We start from the raw sequence: 16,412 nt of genomic DNA, 5'->3' as shown, positions 1-16,412 counted from the left end.
ACCGTCACGATGTGCGGTGTGACCACAGCACCGGTGGGCCTGACGGCCCTGGACAAGCAGCTCGACCCGCGGTTTCTGACACTGGCCGAGCGTGAACGGATCCGCGATCTGCGCGCGACAGGCACGTCGCTGCGGGCGATCGGACGGGCCCTGGGACGGTCGGCGAGCACCGTCAAGCGGGAGATCGACGCGAACTCGGGCAGCGAGGGCTACCAGCCCTACGCGGCCCACCGGGCGGCCGCCTCGCGCAGGCCCCGGCCCAAGGACCGCAAGCTGCTGCGCGAGGGACGGCTGCGACGCTTCGTGAAGGACGGACTGCGCAGGCGGTGGTCACCGGAACAGATCTGCCACGCTCTACGCAGGGAACATCCCGACGACGAGAGCATGCGGGTGAGCGTGGAAACGATCTACCAGGCGCTGTATTTCCAGGCTCGCGGCGGCCTGAAGCGGGAAGTACAGGCAGCCATCCGCTCCGGCCGGACCCGCCGCAAACCACGCCGGGACCCCCAGCGGCGCACACCGCGGTTCAACGACCCGATGATCATGATCAGCGACCGGCCCGCCGACGTCGAGGACCGGGCCGTGCCCGGTCACTGGGAAGGCGACCTGATCATCGGCGCAAACGGCCGTTCCGCGATCGCCACCCTGGTCGAGCGCAGCACCCGCTACACCATGCTGGTCCACCTGCCGGGCGGAGCCCACGACGCCGAGACCGTCCGCGACGGCCTCGTCACCACGGTCCAGACCCTGCCCGCCCACCTGCGCGGCTCCCTCACCTGGGACCAGGGCAGCGAGATGGCACGCCACAAGCAGTTCAGCACGGCCACCGACATGCCCGTCTACTTCTGCGCCCCGGCATCCCCCTGGCAACGCGGCTCCAACGAGAACACCAACGGACTGCTCCGCCAGTACTTCCCCAAGGGCACCGATCTGAGCGCGCACAGCCCCGAAGACCTCGAACACGTCGCCCAGGAACTCAACGGACGCCCACGCAAGACGCTCGGCTGGGATACCCCAGCCGAGCGTCTACGTGATCTACTCACCACCTAAAACCAAGTGGTGTTGCAACGACCCCTCGAACCCAAGTACGGCGAGGCCCGCGGGCGTGTGGGCGTCCGTGGGGCCGTACGGCGTCAGCGTCTGCGCGAGGACAGCGCGCAGGCCACCGCCGCCGCCAGCGCCGCCGCCCCGGCGGACAGCGCGAGCGGCAGCCACGGCGCCGGTACGGACCCCTCCCGCGACGCCGTCACCAGCCCGCCGACCGCGGCGTTCGCGGGCGAGCCCGCCGCGACGAGCGCCAGCGTCACCGCCGACACCGTCGCGCTCACCGCCCAGCCCGTGCCGTGCACCAGCGGCCGGTTGCAGAGCACGCCCACCGCCGTGCCCGACAGGGCGCAGGCGAGCGCCGCGAGCAGGCCCGCGCCCACGGCGGGCCCCAGCGGCACGGGCGTGCTCCCGTCCGTCGCGTGCGCGTCACTCACCAGCGCCACCACACCCGTACCGGCCGCGCCGAGCACCGCCGACGCGGTCAACGCCGCCAGCACGCCCGCCAGATGCGTGCGGCCGGGCCCCAGCGCGGCGGCGGCGCAGTGCCGCGCGGCCTCCGGCTCGCCCGTCACGCAGACCCGTACCAGCCAGGCGGCCACGGGCAGCAGCACGGCCGCGGCGAAGCCGAGCGAGTCCAGCACCGGCCGACCCACCTGGACGCCGACGCCGAGCGCGGCCACGTACAGGAGCAGCGGGGGCAGCCAGCGTTGCGCGCGCAGCAGCAGGGCGAGCTGGTAGCGGACGAGCGCGGTCACGGCCGGGCACCGCCCGCCGGGTCGGCGCCCGCGGCGGGGTCGGGCACGGGAAGGGGCTCCACGGCGCGTACGTGCCACGGCGGGCGGGCGGCGAGGAGGGCGCGCAGCAGCGCGTCCGAGTGGGCCGCCGGGACGGTGAGCCGCAGCGCGCCGTCCGGGCCCGCCTCCGGGGCGGACGCGCCGGGCGGTACGGGCGGCCAGGTGGCGCCGGGCGGACCGGTCACGGTGACGGCTACCCGGCCCGCCGTCCCGGCGCCGGGGGCGGCCGGGGCCGCTCCGTCCCGCGCGGGGCCGGGCACCGCGGCGACCTCCGTACCGGCGACCCGCAACAGGGTGTGCACGAAGCCCGCCAGGCGCCGCGGGTCGTGGTCCACGTAGACGACGGTCGCGCCGTCCGCGACCCGCTCGGCGACGGCCCGGTCCAGTTCCGCGCGCGCCGCCACGTCCAGCCCCGTCCACGCCTCGTCGAGCACCAGCAGCCGGGGCGCGGCCAGCAGGGCCTGGGCGACGGCGACCTTCTGGCCGCCGCCCTTGGACAGTTCGGCCATCGGCGTACGGGCGTGGCCGCCCGCGCCGAGGCGCTCCAGCCACTCGCCCGCGGCCCGTTCCGCCGCGCCTCGGCGCAGGCCGCGGGTGCGCGCCTGGTGGGTGAGGTACCCGGCGGCGGTGAACGGCAGCGTGGCGGGGAAGCGTTCGGGCACGTACGCGGTGGGGCGCGGCCGTCCGGTGATCCGCCCGGCGGACGGCGCGTCGATGCCCGCGAGCAGCCGCAGCAGCGTCGACTTGCCGCTGCCGTTGGCGCCCTCGGCCCGGAGCACGGCGGCCTCCGGCAGCTCCGCGTCGACGCCGCGCAACACCCAGGGGCCGCCGGGTCGGTGGCGCTTCCCGACGCCGCGCAGTCTCATGGCGGACCACCCTAGGGGGTGGCTGCCACCTGGCGTCGTCCGTGTGGTGGTGGTCGCGGTGGTCGGTGCCCCCCACGGGCCTGCTGGCAGACTTGGCGCGTGAGCGCACCCGTACCGCCGTCCCGGCCCGCCGATCCGCAGGACGAAGGCCCGCAGACCGACGACCCGCAGGACGGCGACCCGTACGGCCGTTACGCGCTCCCCCTCGTCGTCCGCGTCGAACGTGCCGCGCCGCCCGCCCGCACCGACGCGCTGGAGACCGCCGCCCGCGCGGTGCTGACGCTGCTCGCGGACCCGCGTACGGCGGACGGGGGTGGCGACTGGCACGGGCTCGTACGGCTCTGGGAGGAGCGCGGCATCCGCAAGGTCGTGCGCCGCGCGCGCGGGGCGGAGTGGCGGCGGGCGGAGGCGCTGCCGGGCGTCACCGTGCACGGGCGGAGCGCCGAGGTGCGCGCCTACCCGCCCGTGCCCGTCGACGCCTGGCCCCGCGACCTGGCCCGGCTCCAGGTCTCCGGCACCGACCTGGCGGACGCCGAGCCGCCGGGCCCGCCCGCCGCGGGGACGCCGGTGCTGTGGCTCAACCCGGAGCTGCGGATGTCGGCGGGGAAGGCGATGGCGCAGGCGGGGCACGCGGCGCAGTACGCGTGGTGGGGGCTGTCGGCGGCGACCCGTACGGCCTGGCGGGACGCGGGCTTCCCACTGGCGGTCCGTACGGCGGACGCGAACTCCTGGGCGCGGCTGGCCGGTTCGGGGCTGCCCGTCGTACGGGACGCGGGGTTCACGGAGGTCGCGCCCGGCTCGTCCACGGTGGTGGCGGACCATCCGGGGTTGCCGCGTGGCTGACCGCGCGCCCGCCGGCGCGGGACGTCCGTACGCCCGTTCGCCGGGGGTGCGGGCGGCCGGACAGGCGTGCGGCGTTCGGGCGCACCGGCTCCCCGCTTCGGGGGCATTCGGGCGACACCGCCCGCCGGTGCGCGACCCGTACGGCCCCCACGCCGAGCATCCCCCGTGTCCGCCCGCACCGGGACCGCAGAGGAACGAGGACACACGTGCGCGCAGTCGCCTTCCACGGGGTGCTCGGCGCCCTGGCCCTGACGGCGGCCGCCGTCGCCCCGGCGGGCAGCGCCCCCGCCACCCGCGACCCGTCGCCCGCGCGCGCGGCGGCCCCCGCGGCGGCGCACACCGCCGCCGACGCGCGCGGCGTCCGCGCCGCCGCCCGCGCGGCGCGGACGCGCGGCATCACCTGGGGCGCGTGCCCGGCCGCGGGCGGGGAGCCGGTGCCCGACAGGTGCGGCACCGTACGCGTGCCGCTCGACTACGCGGAGCCGCACGGCGAGCAGCTGTCCCTCACCGTCAGCCGCAACCGCGCCACCGGCGAGGGCCGCCACCAGGGTCCGCTGCTCTACAACCCCGGCGGCCCCGGCGGCAACGGCCTGCGTTTCCCGCTCTACGGCACGCGGCTGGGCGGCGTCTGGAAGCACCTCCAGCGGAGCTACGACCTGGTGGGGTACGCGCCGCGCGGCGTCGGCCCGTCCGCGCCCGTGTCGTGCGCGGACCCGGCGGACTTCGGCGCGGGGCCGGACCGTTCGCCGCGGCGGCCGTCGGCGGCGGACGAGCGCGCGCTGCGGGAGCGGGCCGCCGCGTACGCGCGGGGCTGCGCCCGTTCCCAGGGCGACCGGCTGGAGCACTTCACCACGGCGGACAACGCCCGCGACCTCGACGTGCTGCGGGCGGCGCTGGGCGCGCCGAAGCTCAACTACCTCGGCGTCTCGTACGGCACCTACCTCGGGTCCGTCTACGCCACCCTCTTCCCCGGGCACGTACGCCGCCTCGTGCTGGACAGCGTCGTGAACCCGGACCCGCGGAGGATCTGGTACCGCGCGAACCTCGACCAGAACGCCGCCTTCGAGCGCCGCTGGCACGACTGGAAGCGCTGGGTGGCCCGGCACCACTCCACGTACGGGCTCGGCGCGACGCCCGCCCGCGTGCAGCGGGCGTTCGACGCCGCGCGCGACGGCGTCGACCGCGACCGGCGCGGCGCGGACCGCCGCGTCGGCTCCCGCGAGCTGGTCACCGACTTCTTCGACGTGGTCTACACCGACCAGGCGTGGGCGGAGCACGCGGCGGCGCTGGCGGAGTACCGGCGGGGCGACCGGGCACGGCTGCTCGCCCTCGTCGCCCCGGAGAAGGGCACGTCGGCGGCGACCGCGCGGGAGAACGGCAACGCCGCGTACAACGCCGTCGAGTGCGCCGACGCCCCCTGGCCGCGCGACTGGCGACGCTGGGACCGCGACAACGACGCGTCCGCCGCGGACTCCCCCATGAACACCTGGGAGAACCTGCGCATGAACCTGCCCTGCGCCTACTGGCCGACGCGCCCCTCCCGCCCCGTCGACGTGGGCGCCGCGCCCGGCGCCCTGCCGCCGGTGCTGCTGCTGGCCGCGTCGCGCGACGGGGCGACGCCGTACGACGGCGCGCTGGAGACCCGGCGGCGACTGCCGGGCTCGTCGCTGGTGACGGAGCGCGGCGCGGGCTCGCACGGCGTCGCGGGTGGCCCGAACGCGTGCGTCAACCGGCACCTGGAGGCGTACCTGCTGCACGGCCGCACCCCCGCGCGCGGCACCGAGTGCGCGCCGCACGCCGCGCCCCGCGCGGACTACGGCGCCCCGCTGGGCGGCGGCGCGGGCTGAGCCGCGCGTACGCCGGGGTGGGACACGCGCCCCCAGGCGCGGGCGGCGACGACGCGGTGGTGGACGAGCTGCGGGTAGCCGAGTACGGCGTCGCGGTGCCGCTCGTCGAGGCCGGACAGCAGCCGGGGCAGGGCCCGTTCCTCCAGCGCGACGAGTTCGGCGACCTTGCGCCGCGCGAGTACGGAGGCGTGCCGCACGGCCTCGGGCCGGGTGCAGTGGCGGGTGGCCGCGACGACGCGTACGACGTCGGGCGGCCCGCCCCTGTCGCCGCGCCCGTCGCCGCCCCGCGCCCGCGCCGGTTCCGCCGTGTCCGACGCGACGGCCGCCAGGTCCGCGCCCAGCCGCCGTACGCGGGCCAGCGCCGGGTGGTGCCACAGCTGCGCGGGCACCTCGGCGCCGCCCCACTGCTCGGCGAGGTCCAACTGCCCGTACGCGCACACGGTGTCGGCGCGGAAGGCGAGGTACGCGTCGAGGTCGGCGTGGGCGTACCCGGTGGCGTGGTCGGCGGCGGCGGTGGCGCGCGCGGAGAAGTACCCGGCCCAGTGGTGGCGGAGCCGCCCCCGCAGGCGCGGCGACATGCCGCCCGCCATCCGCCCCCACAGGTCCGCGAAGGCCGTGACGGCGGGCGAGCGGCGCGCGGCCGGTACGGGCTCGCCGTGCACGATGCCGATGAGCGCGCCCGCGATCTCCGCGGTCCGCCGGGGGTCGCCGCCCGCGACGCGGTCGGGTCGGCCGCCGGAGGGCAGCAGGCACCAGCCCAGCATCTGCGCCGCCGTCGCGCTGTCCTCGGGCCCGGCGAACGGGTAGAGCCATCCGGCGGCCTCGGCCAGCCGCAGTTCGGTGAAGTCGGCGGCGGCGTCCTCGTCCCGGAGCAGCCCGAAGGCGCCGAGCCAGCCGAGCGCGGCCTCGCGCGCCTCCGCCACGTGCGGGTTGTGCCGCAGCGGCCACGGGGTGGCGAACCCGGCGCCGCGCGGATCGCCCCGACCGGTCATGGGTTCCCCCTTCTCCGGGGCCTGCCGGACGCGGGCGCGGCGCGCACCGTACGGCAGGGCGCGGCTCGGCGCTCCGCGCCTCAACGGCCCATGAGGCGAACGGACTTGCCGGTGGGGGGAGGCCCATCGTACCGAGGTCCGCGCCCCCGGGACCAGGGTGCGGAGGGACGCGTTCCGGCCCGCGTGCGGGACCGGAACGGCGCACGTGCGGAACGGGCGAAGCGACGCGCGTACGGGCCGGTCGCCGGGCGGGTCAGGCGAGTCCGGCGACCAGCTCCGCGACGGGCTTGCGGCGCCCGGTGTAGAACGGCACCTCCTCGCGCACGTGCAACCGCGCCTCGGACGCCCGCAGATGACGCATCAGGTCCACGATCCGGTGCAGTTCGTCGGCCTCGAACGCGAGCAGCCACTCGTAGTCGCCCAGCGCGAAGGAGGCGACGGTGTTGGCGCGCACGTCCGCGTAGCCGCGCGCCATCTTGCCGTGCTCGGCGAGCATCCGGCGGCGGTCCTCGTCGGCGAGCAGGTACCAGTCGTAGGAGCGCACGAACGGGTACACGCAGATGTAGTCGCGCGGCTCCTCGTCGGCCAGGAAGGCCGGGATGTGCGCCTTGTTGAACTCCGCGGGCCGGTGCAGCGCCATGTTCGACCACACCGGCTCCAGGCCGCGGCCCAGCCGGGTGCGGCGGAAGCGGTTGTACGCGTCCTGGAGCGCGTCGGCCGTGGCCGAGTGCCACCAGATCATGACGTCCGCGTCGGCGCGGAGCCCGGACACGTCGTACGTGCCGCGTACGGTCACGTCCTTCGCGGCCAGCTGCGCGTACAGCTCCTCGACCTCGTCCGCCCACCCGGCCCGGTCGTCGGGCAGCACGTCGCGCAGCCGGAAGACCGACCACAGGGTGTAGCGGATGGTCTCGTTGAGGTCCTTGGCCTTCTTGCCCGCGTTCGGGATCTTCTCCGGTGCACCAGTCATGCGGTCATTGTCCCGCGCCCGCGCCGTCCCCCCGCGCCAGGGTCTCGTCGGCCGCACGGCGCGCGCTCGCGACGCACGCCGGGATGCCGACGCCGTCGTACGCGGCGCCGCACACGGCCAGTCCGGGCAGCGCGGCGACGAGGTCGCGGACCCGGGCGACGCGGTCCAGGTGCCCCACCACGTACTGCGGCAGGCCGTCGTCCCAGCGGGTCACCCGCGTGTCCACGGGCTCGGCCGCGATCCCGGCGGCGGCCGCCAGGTCGCGGCGCGACGCGGACACCAACTCGGCGTCGTCGCACCGGAGTCGGTCCTCCTCGCCGTACCGCCCGACGGAGGTGCGCAGGACGAACAGGTCCGGGTCCCGCTCGGCGCTCCAGGCCCACTTGTTGGCGGAGAACGTGGACGCCTTGATCGTCCGGCCGTCCACCGGGGGCACCAGGAAGCCGCTGCCGGGCGGTACGGCGGCCAGGTCCGCGCGCCGGAAGGCGAGCGTCACGACGGCCATCGACGCGTACTCCACGGCGGCCAGTTCGGCGGCCGCCGCGGGCGCCTCCGCCGCGAGCAGCCGGGCGGCGGCCGGGGCGGGCACGGCGAGGACCACGGCGTCGGCGGTGAGCGCGCCGACGGCCCCGCCGTCGTCCGTCTCCACGCGCCAGCCCGCGCCGCCGCCGTCCGGGCCGCCGGTACGGCGCAGCGCGCGTACCGCCGTGCCCGTACGCAGGTCCGCGCCCGCCGCCCGGCACGCCTCGGCCGTCGCGGCGGGCAGCCGCCCGACGCCGCCGTCGACGCCCATGAAGACGGGCCCCGCCGGGGCGGCGGCCGCCGCCTGCCGCTCCTGGAGCGCGCGGACGCCCGCCAGCAGGGAACGTCCGGCGCGCGCCGCCTCGTACAGCTGCGGTACGGCGGCCCGCATCGACAGCCGGTACGCGTCACCCGCGTACACCCCGCCGAGCAGCGGTTCCACCAGCCGGTCCACGACCTCGCGGCCCAGCCGCTCCGCGACGTAACGGCCGACGGCCACGTCCTCGCCGACCTCCGTGGCGGGCAGCTCCGCGTCCCGCGCGATGCGCGCGACGCCCTCCGGCGACACCACCCCGTCCAGCGCGGCGGGGTCGCCGGGCACGCCCATGACGTGCCCGCGCGGCATGGGGCGCAGGGCGCCGCGCGTCCAGACGGTCGCGCCCGCGGTGGCGGGCGGCTGGAGCGCGTCGCCGAGGCCGACGGCGCGCGCCAGGTCGACGCCCTCGGGGCGGCGGGCGAGCATCGACTCGGCGCCGAGGTCGACGGCGACGCCCGCCACCTCCCCGACGCGCAGTTTCCCGCCGAGCCGCGGCGACGCCTCCAGCAGCGTCACCCGGGCGCCGCCCAGGAGGAGGCGGTGGGCGGCGGCCAGTCCGGCGATGCCGCCGCCGATCACGATCACGTGCATGGGCCCACTCTCGCAGAGGCCCGCCGACGCCCGGCGGGCGGTCACCGGCGGGCGTGTGGGCCCGTACGGTTCAGCGCGCGGTGGCCTCGTGCACGTACGCGACGAGCCGGGTCAGGGCGTCCGGGTCGGTGGCCGGGAGGACGCCGTGGCCGAGGTTGAAGATGTGGCCGTCGAGTCCGCGCGCCGCCTCCAGCACCTGCGCCGCCTGCGCCTCGACGGCCTCGCGCGGGGCGAACAGCACGGCGGGGTCGAGGTTTCCCTGTACGGCCTTGCCGGGGCCGACGCGCCGGGCCGCCTCATCGAGCGGTACGCGCCAGTCGGCGCCGACGACGTCCGCGCCCGCGGTGCCCATCAGGCCGAGGAGTTCGCCGGTGCCGACGCCGAAGTGGATGCGGGGGACGCCGTATCCGGCGACCGCGTCGAAGACCTTGGCGGAGGCGGGCAGCACCGTCTCGCGGTAGTCGCGGGGGCGGAGCGCGCCCGCCCACGAGTCGAAGAGCTGCACGGCGGAGGCGCCCGCCTCGATCTGCACGCGCAGGAAGGCGGCGGTGATGTCCGCGAGCCGGTCCAGCAGGTCGGCCCAGAGCTGCGGGTCGCCGTACATCAGCGCCTTGGTGTGCTCGTGGTTGCGCGAGGGCCCGCCCTCGACCAGGTAGCTGGCGAGGGTGAACGGGGCGCCCGCGAAGCCGATCAGCGGCGTCGCGCCCAGTTCCCCGGTGAGCATCCCGACGGCCTCGGCGACGTACGCCACGTCGTCCGGCTCCAGCGGGCGCAGCCGCGCGAGGTCCGCGCGGGAGCGGATCGGCTTCTCGACGACGGGTCCGACGCCGGGCTTGATGTCCAGGTCGACGCCGATCGCCTTGAGCGGTACGACGATGTCGCTGAAGTAGATGGCGGCGTCGACGCGGTGGCGGCGTACGGGCTGGAGCGTGATCTCGGTGACCAGGTCGGGCCGCATGCACGACTCCAGCATGGCCGTGCCCTCACGCGCCTTCCGGTACTCGGGCAGCGACCGCCCGGCCTGCCGCATGAACCACACCGGGGTGTGCGGCACCGGTTCGCGGCGGCAGGCTTTCAGGAAGGCGGAGTCGCGGGTGGCTGTCGGCGGGCCCGTGGGGCGGTCGTTGGCACTCACAACCCGAAGTTTCGCACGCTGCGGAGGGCCGGTTCGTGTCCCTACCGGCGGAGGCCACCGGCTGCGCCTACTCTTTCCGCCCATGGCAGCGGCGCGAACACGAACGGCGGGAAGCACCGGCGGCACCGGGGGTCCGGACGACGGCGACGGGAGCGGCCCCCCGCCCGCCTTCCGTACGGCCGTCGCGGCGCTGGACGCCGTACGGCACAGGCCGGAGGTACGGCTCTCCCCCCTCCCCGCGCCGAAGCGGCTCGCGCCCTTCGCGTACGCGCTGGAGGCGACGGTCGAGTACGGCGAGGAGGACCTGGCCGACGGGCGCTTCGTGCTGCTCCACGACCCGGACGGGCAGGACTCCTGGGACGGCACGTTCCGGGTGGTGACGCTGGGGCGGGTGGAGCTGGACCCGGAGATGGCGTCCGACCCGCTGCTGCCGGACGTGACCTGGTCCTGGTTGACGGGCGCGCTGGAGGGGCGGTCGGTGGCGTACGGGGCGGCGAGCGGCACGGTGACGCGCTCGGGCTCGTACTTCTTCGGCGGCATGGCGGACCGTACGCCGCAGAGCGAGCTGGAGGTGCGCGCCAGTTGGAGCCCGTTGCGGCCCTCCGGGCGTCCGGACGCGGTGCCGGACCTCGCGCCCCACCTCGCCGCGTGGTGCGACGTGTTGTGTCTGTGCGCGGGGTTGCCGCCGGGGCCCGGCGAGGGCGGCGCGGTCGTACCACTGCCGCAGCGGCGCGGTCCGCACCCCGCCTGACCAGGCGTGTCGAGCCGGACAGATCGAGCGACTGTCCGAATTGCACCATTTGTTATCACTGATTCGTGATCATTCTCTAAAGCCCCCCGGACCGGCTGCCGAAGGACTCTGTGACCCTTCCACAGGGAAAGTCCGGCTCGTCCCGTCGTCGCACGGCGCGTGTCCGTCGAGCCGGCTCCCCTCCCCCCGCCACTCCCCCAGGAGGCCCGGTGTCTGTTCTCCTCGAGCACCCCACAAGCCTGGTCGCCTACCGCCCGAACAAGCCGACGGCCATGGTCGTCGTGGCAGACCCCCGAGTGCGTTCCACCGTGACCCGCCACCTCTGGGCGTTGGGTGTACGGGACGTGATCGAGGCGTCGTCGATCGCGGAGGCCCGCCCACGAGTCGCCAACCCACGTGACATCTGCGTGGCAGATGTCCACCTGCCCGACGGCTCCGGGCTCACGCTCCTGTCCGAGACCCGCGCCGCGGGCTGGCCCAACGGCCTCGCCCTCTCCGCCGCCGACGACATCGGCGCCGTACGCAACGCCCTCGCCGGCGGCGTCAAGGGCTACGTCGTCACCGGCACCCGCAACAACCTCGGCGGCATGCTCCCCCACCGGCACGGCGCCGCCCCCATCGGCGCCGCGGCCGCCCGCATGCACCGCCGCCCCGGCGGCGGTCCGGGCGGCCCCGGCCACCCGGGCGGGCACCGCGAGCTCTCCGGCCGCGAGGTCGAGGTGCTGCGGCTGGTGGCGGAGGGCCAGTCGAACAAGGCGATCGGCGTCTCCATGGGCCTCTCCGCGCTGACCGTGAAGAGCCACCTCGCCCGGATCGCGCGCAAGCTCGGCACGGGCGACCGGGCCGGGATGGTCGCCGTCGCCCTCCGTACCGGCATCATCCACTGACGCACCGTCCACCCGCGTGGAGCGCCCGCCGACGTAACGTTCCGTCGGCGGGCGCTTCATATCGCGAGCGCACAGCTACCCTGGTCCGGTGACCGACGCCCAAGAGACCGCATCAGCAAACGCAGCTCAGGCCCCCTCCGAGGACCGGAGCCCGGCGCCGGTCCCCCTGCTGGAGCCGCGCGAGGGCATCCCCCCGGTGATCTCGGACGCGGCGGAGCTGGAGCGGACGGTCGCGGCGTTCGCCGCCGGGACGGGTCCGGTCGCCGTGGACGCCGAGCGCGCGTCGGGCTACCGCTACGGGCAGCGCGCGTACCTGATCCAGCTGCGCCGCGAGGGCGCGGGCAGCGCCCTCGTCGACCCGGTCGCCTGCCCGGACCTGTCGGGGCTGTGCGCGGTGCTGCGCGACACCGAGTGGGTGCTCCACGCGGCCACCCAGGACCTGCCGTGCCTGCGCGAGATAGGCATGGTCCCGGAGCGCCTCTTCGACACCGAACTGGCCGGTCGACTCGCCGGGTTCGCCCGCGTGGGCCTGGGCGCGATGGTCGAGAACGTCCTCGGGTACGCCCTGGAGAAGGGCCACTCCGCCGTCGACTGGTCGACCCGGCCGCTGCCCGACCCCTGGCTGCGGTACGCGGCGCTGGACGTCGAGCTGCTCGTCGACCTGCGGGACGCGCTGGAGGAGGAGCTGCGGGGGCAGGGCAAGCTCGACTGGGCGCTCCAGGAGTTCGCCGCCATCGCGGCGGCGCCGCCCGCGCCGCCCCGCAAGGACCCGTGGCGGCGCACCTCCGGGATGCACAAGGTGCGCAGGCGGCGGCAGATGGCCGTGGTACGGGAGCTGTGGACCGCCCGGGACCTGGTCGCGCAGAAGCGGGACGTGTCCCCCGGGAAGGTCCTCTCCGACCTGGCGATCGTCGAGGCGGCGCTCGGCATGCCCGCGAACGGCCAGGCCCTGGCCGCCCTGCCCGGCTACGGGCACCGCATGGGCCGCCGTCAGCTGGAGCAGTGGCAGGCGGCGGTGGAACGGGCGCGGGCGCTGCCGGACTCCGAACTGCCGCAGCAGGGGCCCTCGTTGAACGGTCCGCCGCCGCCCCGCTCGTGGGCGGACAAGGACCCGGACGCGGCGGCGCGGCTCGCGGCGGCGCGCGCGGTGGTGACCGCGCGCGCGGAGGAGGTCGACATGCCGCAGGAGAACCTGCTGGCCCCCGACACCGTGCGGCGGCTGTGCTGGGAGCCGCCCCAGGACGCGTCGGAGGCCGGGGTCGTGGCGGCGCTACGCGCGTACGGCGCCCGCGAGTGGCAGATCGAGCAGACCGCCGCGGGGCTGACGGAGTCCCTGGGCGCGGTGGCCCCGACGGCGGACTGACGGCCCGCGCGACGGAGGGCGGCCCCCCGTACCGGGGTGTGCCGCCCTTCACTGCGGGCGGCTCTTGCCAGGGTGTTACCGACAAGTAGCATGGCCCCGGGAAGCGCGCCGTACGGCGTCACCACCGCACCTGGAGGAGAGCCAACGTGCCTCGTACCGCTAGGGACGTCGTCTTCGTCGACGGCGTCCGAACCCCCTTCGGCAAGGCGGGCCCCAAGGGGATCTACCACGAGACCCGCGCCGACGACATGATCGTCAAGTGCATCCGTGAGCTGCTGCGCCGCAACCCCGGACTGCCCCCCGAGCGGATCGACGAGGTGGCCGTCGCCGCCACCACGCAGATCGGCGACCAGGGCCTCACCCTGGGCCGTACGGCGGGCATCCTCGCCGGGCTGCCGGAGACCGTGCCGGGCTACTCGGTGGACCGGATGTGCGCCGGTGCGATGACCGCCGTCACCACCACCGCGGGCTCCCTCTCCTTCGGCGCGTACGACGTCGTGGTGGCGGGCGGCGTCGAGCACATGGGCAGGCACCCCATGGGCGAGGGCGTCGACCCCAACCCGCGCTTCGTGTCCGAGAAGCTGGTCGACCAGTCCGCGCTGTTCATGGGCATGACCGCGGAGAACCTGCACGACCGCTTCCCCGAGCTGACCCGGCAGCGCGCCGACGAGTACGCCGCGCGCAGCCAGGAGAAGGCCGCGAAGGCCTACGCCAACGGGCAGATCCAGCAGGACCTCGTGCCGATCTCGGTGCGCCGCACCAACGAGGAGGCCGGGGAGACCGGTTGGGGCCTCGCCACCGCCGACGAGCCGATGCGCCCCGGCACCACGCTGGAGAGCCTGGCCGGGCTGAAGACACCGTTCCGCGCGCACGGCCGGGTCACCCCGGGCAACGCCGCCGGGCTCAACGACGGCGCCACCGCCTCGCTGCTCGCCGCCGAGGACACCGCCGTGGAGCTGGGCCTGCCCGTACGGATGCGGCTGGTCAGCTACGCCTTCGCGGGTGTCGCCCCGGAGGTCATGGGCATCGGCCCGGTGCCGTCCACGGAGAAGGCGCTGAAGAAGGCCGGTCTGACGATCGGTGACATCGGCCTCTTCGAGGTCAACGAGGCGTTCGCGGTCCAGGTCCTCGCGCTGCTGGACCACTACGGCATCGCGGACGACGACCCGCGCGTCAACCAGTACGGCGGCGCCATCGCGTTCGGCCACCCGCTGGCCTCCTCCGGCGTACGGCTGATGACGCAGCTGGCGCGGCAGTTCGAGGAGCAGCCGCAGGTGCGTTACGGGCTGACCACCATGTGCGTCGGCTTCGGCATGGGCGGGACCGTCATCTGGGAGAACCCCCACTGGGAGGGCAAGTGAGCAAGACCGCCGAGCTTCTCAAGGGAGCGGCCGAGCTGTTCCCCGACGAGGTCGTCACGCAGGCGCACGTACGCCACCTCGACCTGCCGTACGGGGCCGGGCGGTTCGCGCTGGTCACGCTCGACAACGGGCTGGACCACACCAAGCCGACCACGTTCGGGCCGCAGTCGCTGGCGAACCTGGACGCGGCGCTCGACCAGGTCGAGGCGGAGGCCGCGGCGGGCGACGTCGTGGGCGTCGGCCTGACCGGCAAGCCGTTCATCTTCGCGGTGGGCGCCGATCTCAAGGGCGTCGAGCTGCTGAAGCGGCACGAGGACGCGCTGGCCATCGGGCAGGGCGGGCACGCCGTGTTCGCCCGGCTGTCCGCGCTGGCGGTGCCCACGTTCGCGTACTACAACGGCGCGGCGATGGGCGGCGGCGTCGAGGCGGGGCTGCACTGCGCGTACCGCACGGTCAGCGCGGCCATCCCGGCGTTCTCGCTGCCGGAGGTCTTCCTCGGCCTGGTGCCCGGATGGGGCGGCTGCGCGCTGCTGCCGAACCTGATCGGCGCCGACCGCGCGGTCGACGTCATCATCGAGAACTCCCTGAACCAGAACAAGCAGCTCAAGGGCCGCCAGGTCTACGAACTGGGCATCGCGGACGCGATCTTCGAGGGCGCCGACTTCCTGGAGGAGTCCCTGAAGTGGACCGCCCAGGTCCTCAAGGGCGACGTGGAGGTCGTACGCGCCGAGATCGACCGCGCCGAGGGCTGGGACGCGGCCGTCGAGCGCGGCCGGGGCATCGCGGACGGCAAGGTGCACGGCGCCGCGCCCGCCGCGTACCGCGCGCTGGACATCATCGCGGCCGCGAAGAACGGCGACCTGCGCGCCGGGTTCGACGCGGAGGACCACGCGCTCGCGGACCTCATCATGGGCGGCGAACTGCGCAGCGGCATCTACGCGTTCAACCTCGTGCAGAAGCGCGCCAAGCGGCCCGCGGGCGCGCCGGACAAGAAGCTCGCGCGGCCCGTCACCAAGGTCGGCGTGGTCGGCGCGGGCCTGATGGCCAGCCAGTTGGCGCTGCTGTTCGCGCGCCGCCTGGAGGTGCCGGTCGTGCTGACCGACATCGACCGGGAGCGGGTCGACAAGGGCGTGGGCTACGTCCACGAGGAGATCGACAAGCTGCTGCTCAAGGGCCGGGTCGGGCAGGACAAGGCGAACCGCCTGAAGGCCCTGGTGACCGGCTCGCTGGACAAGGCGGAGGCGTTCTCGGACGCGGACTTCGTCATCGAGGCCGTCTTCGAGGAGATGGGCGTCAAGCAGCAGGTCTTCGCGGAGGTCGAGGCGGTCGTGCCGGAGCACGCCGTGCTCGCCACGAACACCTCGTCGCTCTCGGTCTCCGAGATGGCGTCGAAGCTGCGGCACCCGGAGCGGGTCGTCGGTTTCCACTTCTTCAACCCGGTGGCCGTGCTGCCGCTGCTGGAGATCGTGCGCGGCGAGCGTACGGACGACGCGACGCTGGCCACCGCGTTCACGGTCGCGAAGTCGCTGAAGAAGACGGCCGTCCTGGTGAAGGACGCCCCGGCGTTCGTCGTCAACCGCGTGCTGACCCGCTTCCTCGGTGAGGTGCTGGGCTCCATCGACGAGGGCACCCCCGTCGACGTCGCGGACCGCGCGCTGGCGCCGCTGGGCCTGCCGATGTCGCCGATCGTGCTGCTGGAGCTGGTCGGCCCGGCGGTCGCCCACCATGTCGCGGGCACCCTGAACGCGGCCTTCCCGGACCGCTTCGGCGTCTCCGAGAACCTCGGCCGGGTCGTCGAGGCCGGCAAGCGGAACCTCTACGTGTACGACTCCGGCAAGCCGGAGCTGGACCCGGAGGTGGCCGCGCTGTTCCGGACGGGCGACACCGTGCTGACGGAGGAGCAGGTCCGCGACCGCGCGCTGAACGCCATCGCGGAGGAGCTGCGGATCATGCTCGACGAGGGCGTCGTCGCGGAGGCCCAGGACATCGACCTGTGCCTGATCACCGGTGCGGGCTGGCCGTTCCACCTGGGCGGCGTCACCCCGTACCTGGACCGCGAGGGTGTCAGCGAGCGCGTCTCGGGCAAGCGGTTCCTGGAGCCGGGCGTGGCGAGCGTCCCGGCGTAGG

The 16,412-nt window shown here is 75.5% G+C and carries 14 protein-coding genes; 8 read left to right on the top strand and 6 right to left on the bottom strand.

All coding sequences use genetic code 11. The features are described 5' to 3' along the window. The first annotated feature begins 9 nt into the window (after window positions 1-9). Complete coding sequence (locus tag D7M15_RS24165) at window positions 10-1,050, top strand: IS30 family transposase (RefSeq protein ID WP_165906359.1); 1,041 nt, start codon at window positions 10-12, stop codon at window positions 1,048-1,050. An 83-nt stretch (window positions 1,051-1,133) separates the two neighbouring features. On the opposite strand, the gene D7M15_RS28790 is transcribed toward D7M15_RS24165, so the two are convergent. After that, window positions 1,134-1,802: an ABC transporter gene (locus D7M15_RS28790; protein WP_121519434.1), complete on the bottom strand. Its 669-nt coding sequence runs from the start codon at window positions 1,800-1,802 to the stop codon at window positions 1,134-1,136. Continuing rightward, entirely contained in the window at window positions 1,799-2,707 is a 909-nt protein-coding gene (locus tag D7M15_RS28785; RefSeq protein ID WP_121519433.1) for an ATP-binding cassette domain-containing protein, read from the bottom strand. Before D7M15_RS28785 ends, D7M15_RS28790 begins: the two co-directional genes overlap by 4 nt. 99 nt (window positions 2,708-2,806) lie before the next feature. On the opposite strand from D7M15_RS28785, the gene D7M15_RS24150 reads away from it, so the two are divergent. Both D7M15_RS24150 and D7M15_RS24145 read left to right on the top strand, forming a co-directional pair. Next, window positions 2,807-3,550 carry a peptidyl-tRNA hydrolase gene (locus tag D7M15_RS24150; RefSeq protein ID WP_121519432.1) on the top strand — a complete coding sequence of 248 codons (744 nt, stop codon included), beginning with the start codon at window positions 2,807-2,809 and terminating at the stop codon, window positions 3,548-3,550. Window positions 3,551-3,756: 206 nt separating this feature from the next. Next, window positions 3,757-5,397, top strand: a complete 1,641-nt coding sequence (locus tag D7M15_RS24145; RefSeq protein WP_121519431.1) for an alpha/beta hydrolase — start codon at window positions 3,757-3,759, stop codon at window positions 5,395-5,397. Here the strand turns inward: D7M15_RS24145 and D7M15_RS24140 are convergent. From D7M15_RS24140 to hemE, 4 genes are all read right to left on the bottom strand, one after another. Further along, entirely contained in the window at window positions 5,364-6,389 is a 1,026-nt protein-coding gene (locus D7M15_RS24140) for a hypothetical protein (protein ID WP_121519430.1), read from the bottom strand. The two genes, D7M15_RS24145 and D7M15_RS24140, sit on opposite strands and share 34 nt — an antisense overlap. Before the next feature lie 253 nt (window positions 6,390-6,642). Further along, the gene (gene hemQ, locus D7M15_RS24135; protein ID WP_121519429.1) at window positions 6,643-7,359 is read right to left on the bottom strand and encodes a hydrogen peroxide-dependent heme synthase; all 717 of its coding nucleotides are present in this window, start codon (window positions 7,357-7,359) and stop codon (window positions 6,643-6,645) included. A gap of 4 nt (window positions 7,360-7,363) precedes the next feature. Then, entirely contained in the window at window positions 7,364-8,788 is a 1,425-nt protein-coding gene (gene hemG / locus D7M15_RS24130) for a protoporphyrinogen oxidase (RefSeq protein ID WP_121519428.1), read from the bottom strand. Between the two features lie 70 nt (window positions 8,789-8,858). Beyond that, the gene (gene hemE, locus D7M15_RS24125) at window positions 8,859-9,923 is read right to left on the bottom strand and encodes a uroporphyrinogen decarboxylase (protein WP_121519427.1); all 1,065 of its coding nucleotides are present in this window, start codon (window positions 9,921-9,923) and stop codon (window positions 8,859-8,861) included. A gap of 82 nt (window positions 9,924-10,005) precedes the next feature. Here hemE and D7M15_RS24120 point away from each other — a divergent pair, with 82 nt between their 5' ends. The 5 genes from D7M15_RS24120 to D7M15_RS24100 all read left to right on the top strand — a co-directional run bounded on the left by D7M15_RS24120 (window position 10,006) and on the right by D7M15_RS24100 (window position 16,411). Then, window positions 10,006-10,674, top strand: a complete 669-nt coding sequence (locus tag D7M15_RS24120; protein WP_121519426.1) for a DUF3000 domain-containing protein — start codon at window positions 10,006-10,008, stop codon at window positions 10,672-10,674. 209 nt (window positions 10,675-10,883) lie between these two features. After that, window positions 10,884-11,561: a response regulator transcription factor gene (locus D7M15_RS24115; RefSeq protein ID WP_121519425.1), complete on the top strand. Its 678-nt coding sequence runs from the start codon at window positions 10,884-10,886 to the stop codon at window positions 11,559-11,561. A gap of 88 nt (window positions 11,562-11,649) precedes the next feature. Further along, entirely contained in the window at window positions 11,650-12,924 is a 1,275-nt protein-coding gene (locus D7M15_RS24110) for a ribonuclease D (protein WP_121519424.1), read from the top strand. A 146-nt stretch (window positions 12,925-13,070) separates the two neighbouring features. After that, window positions 13,071-14,285: an acetyl-CoA C-acyltransferase gene (locus D7M15_RS24105; RefSeq protein ID WP_121519423.1), complete on the top strand. Its 1,215-nt coding sequence runs from the start codon at window positions 13,071-13,073 to the stop codon at window positions 14,283-14,285. Beyond that, entirely contained in the window at window positions 14,282-16,411 is a 2,130-nt protein-coding gene (locus D7M15_RS24100; RefSeq protein WP_121519422.1) for a 3-hydroxyacyl-CoA dehydrogenase NAD-binding domain-containing protein, read from the top strand. Before D7M15_RS24105 ends, D7M15_RS24100 begins: the two co-directional genes overlap by 4 nt. Window position 16,412 lies beyond the last annotated feature (1 nt).

The organism is Streptomyces sp. Z26 (genome assembly GCF_003665095.1).
Taxonomy (GTDB): domain Bacteria; phylum Actinomycetota; class Actinomycetes; order Streptomycetales; family Streptomycetaceae; genus Streptomyces; species Streptomyces phytohabitans.
This window is presented reverse-complemented; position numbering and strand designations above follow the sequence as displayed.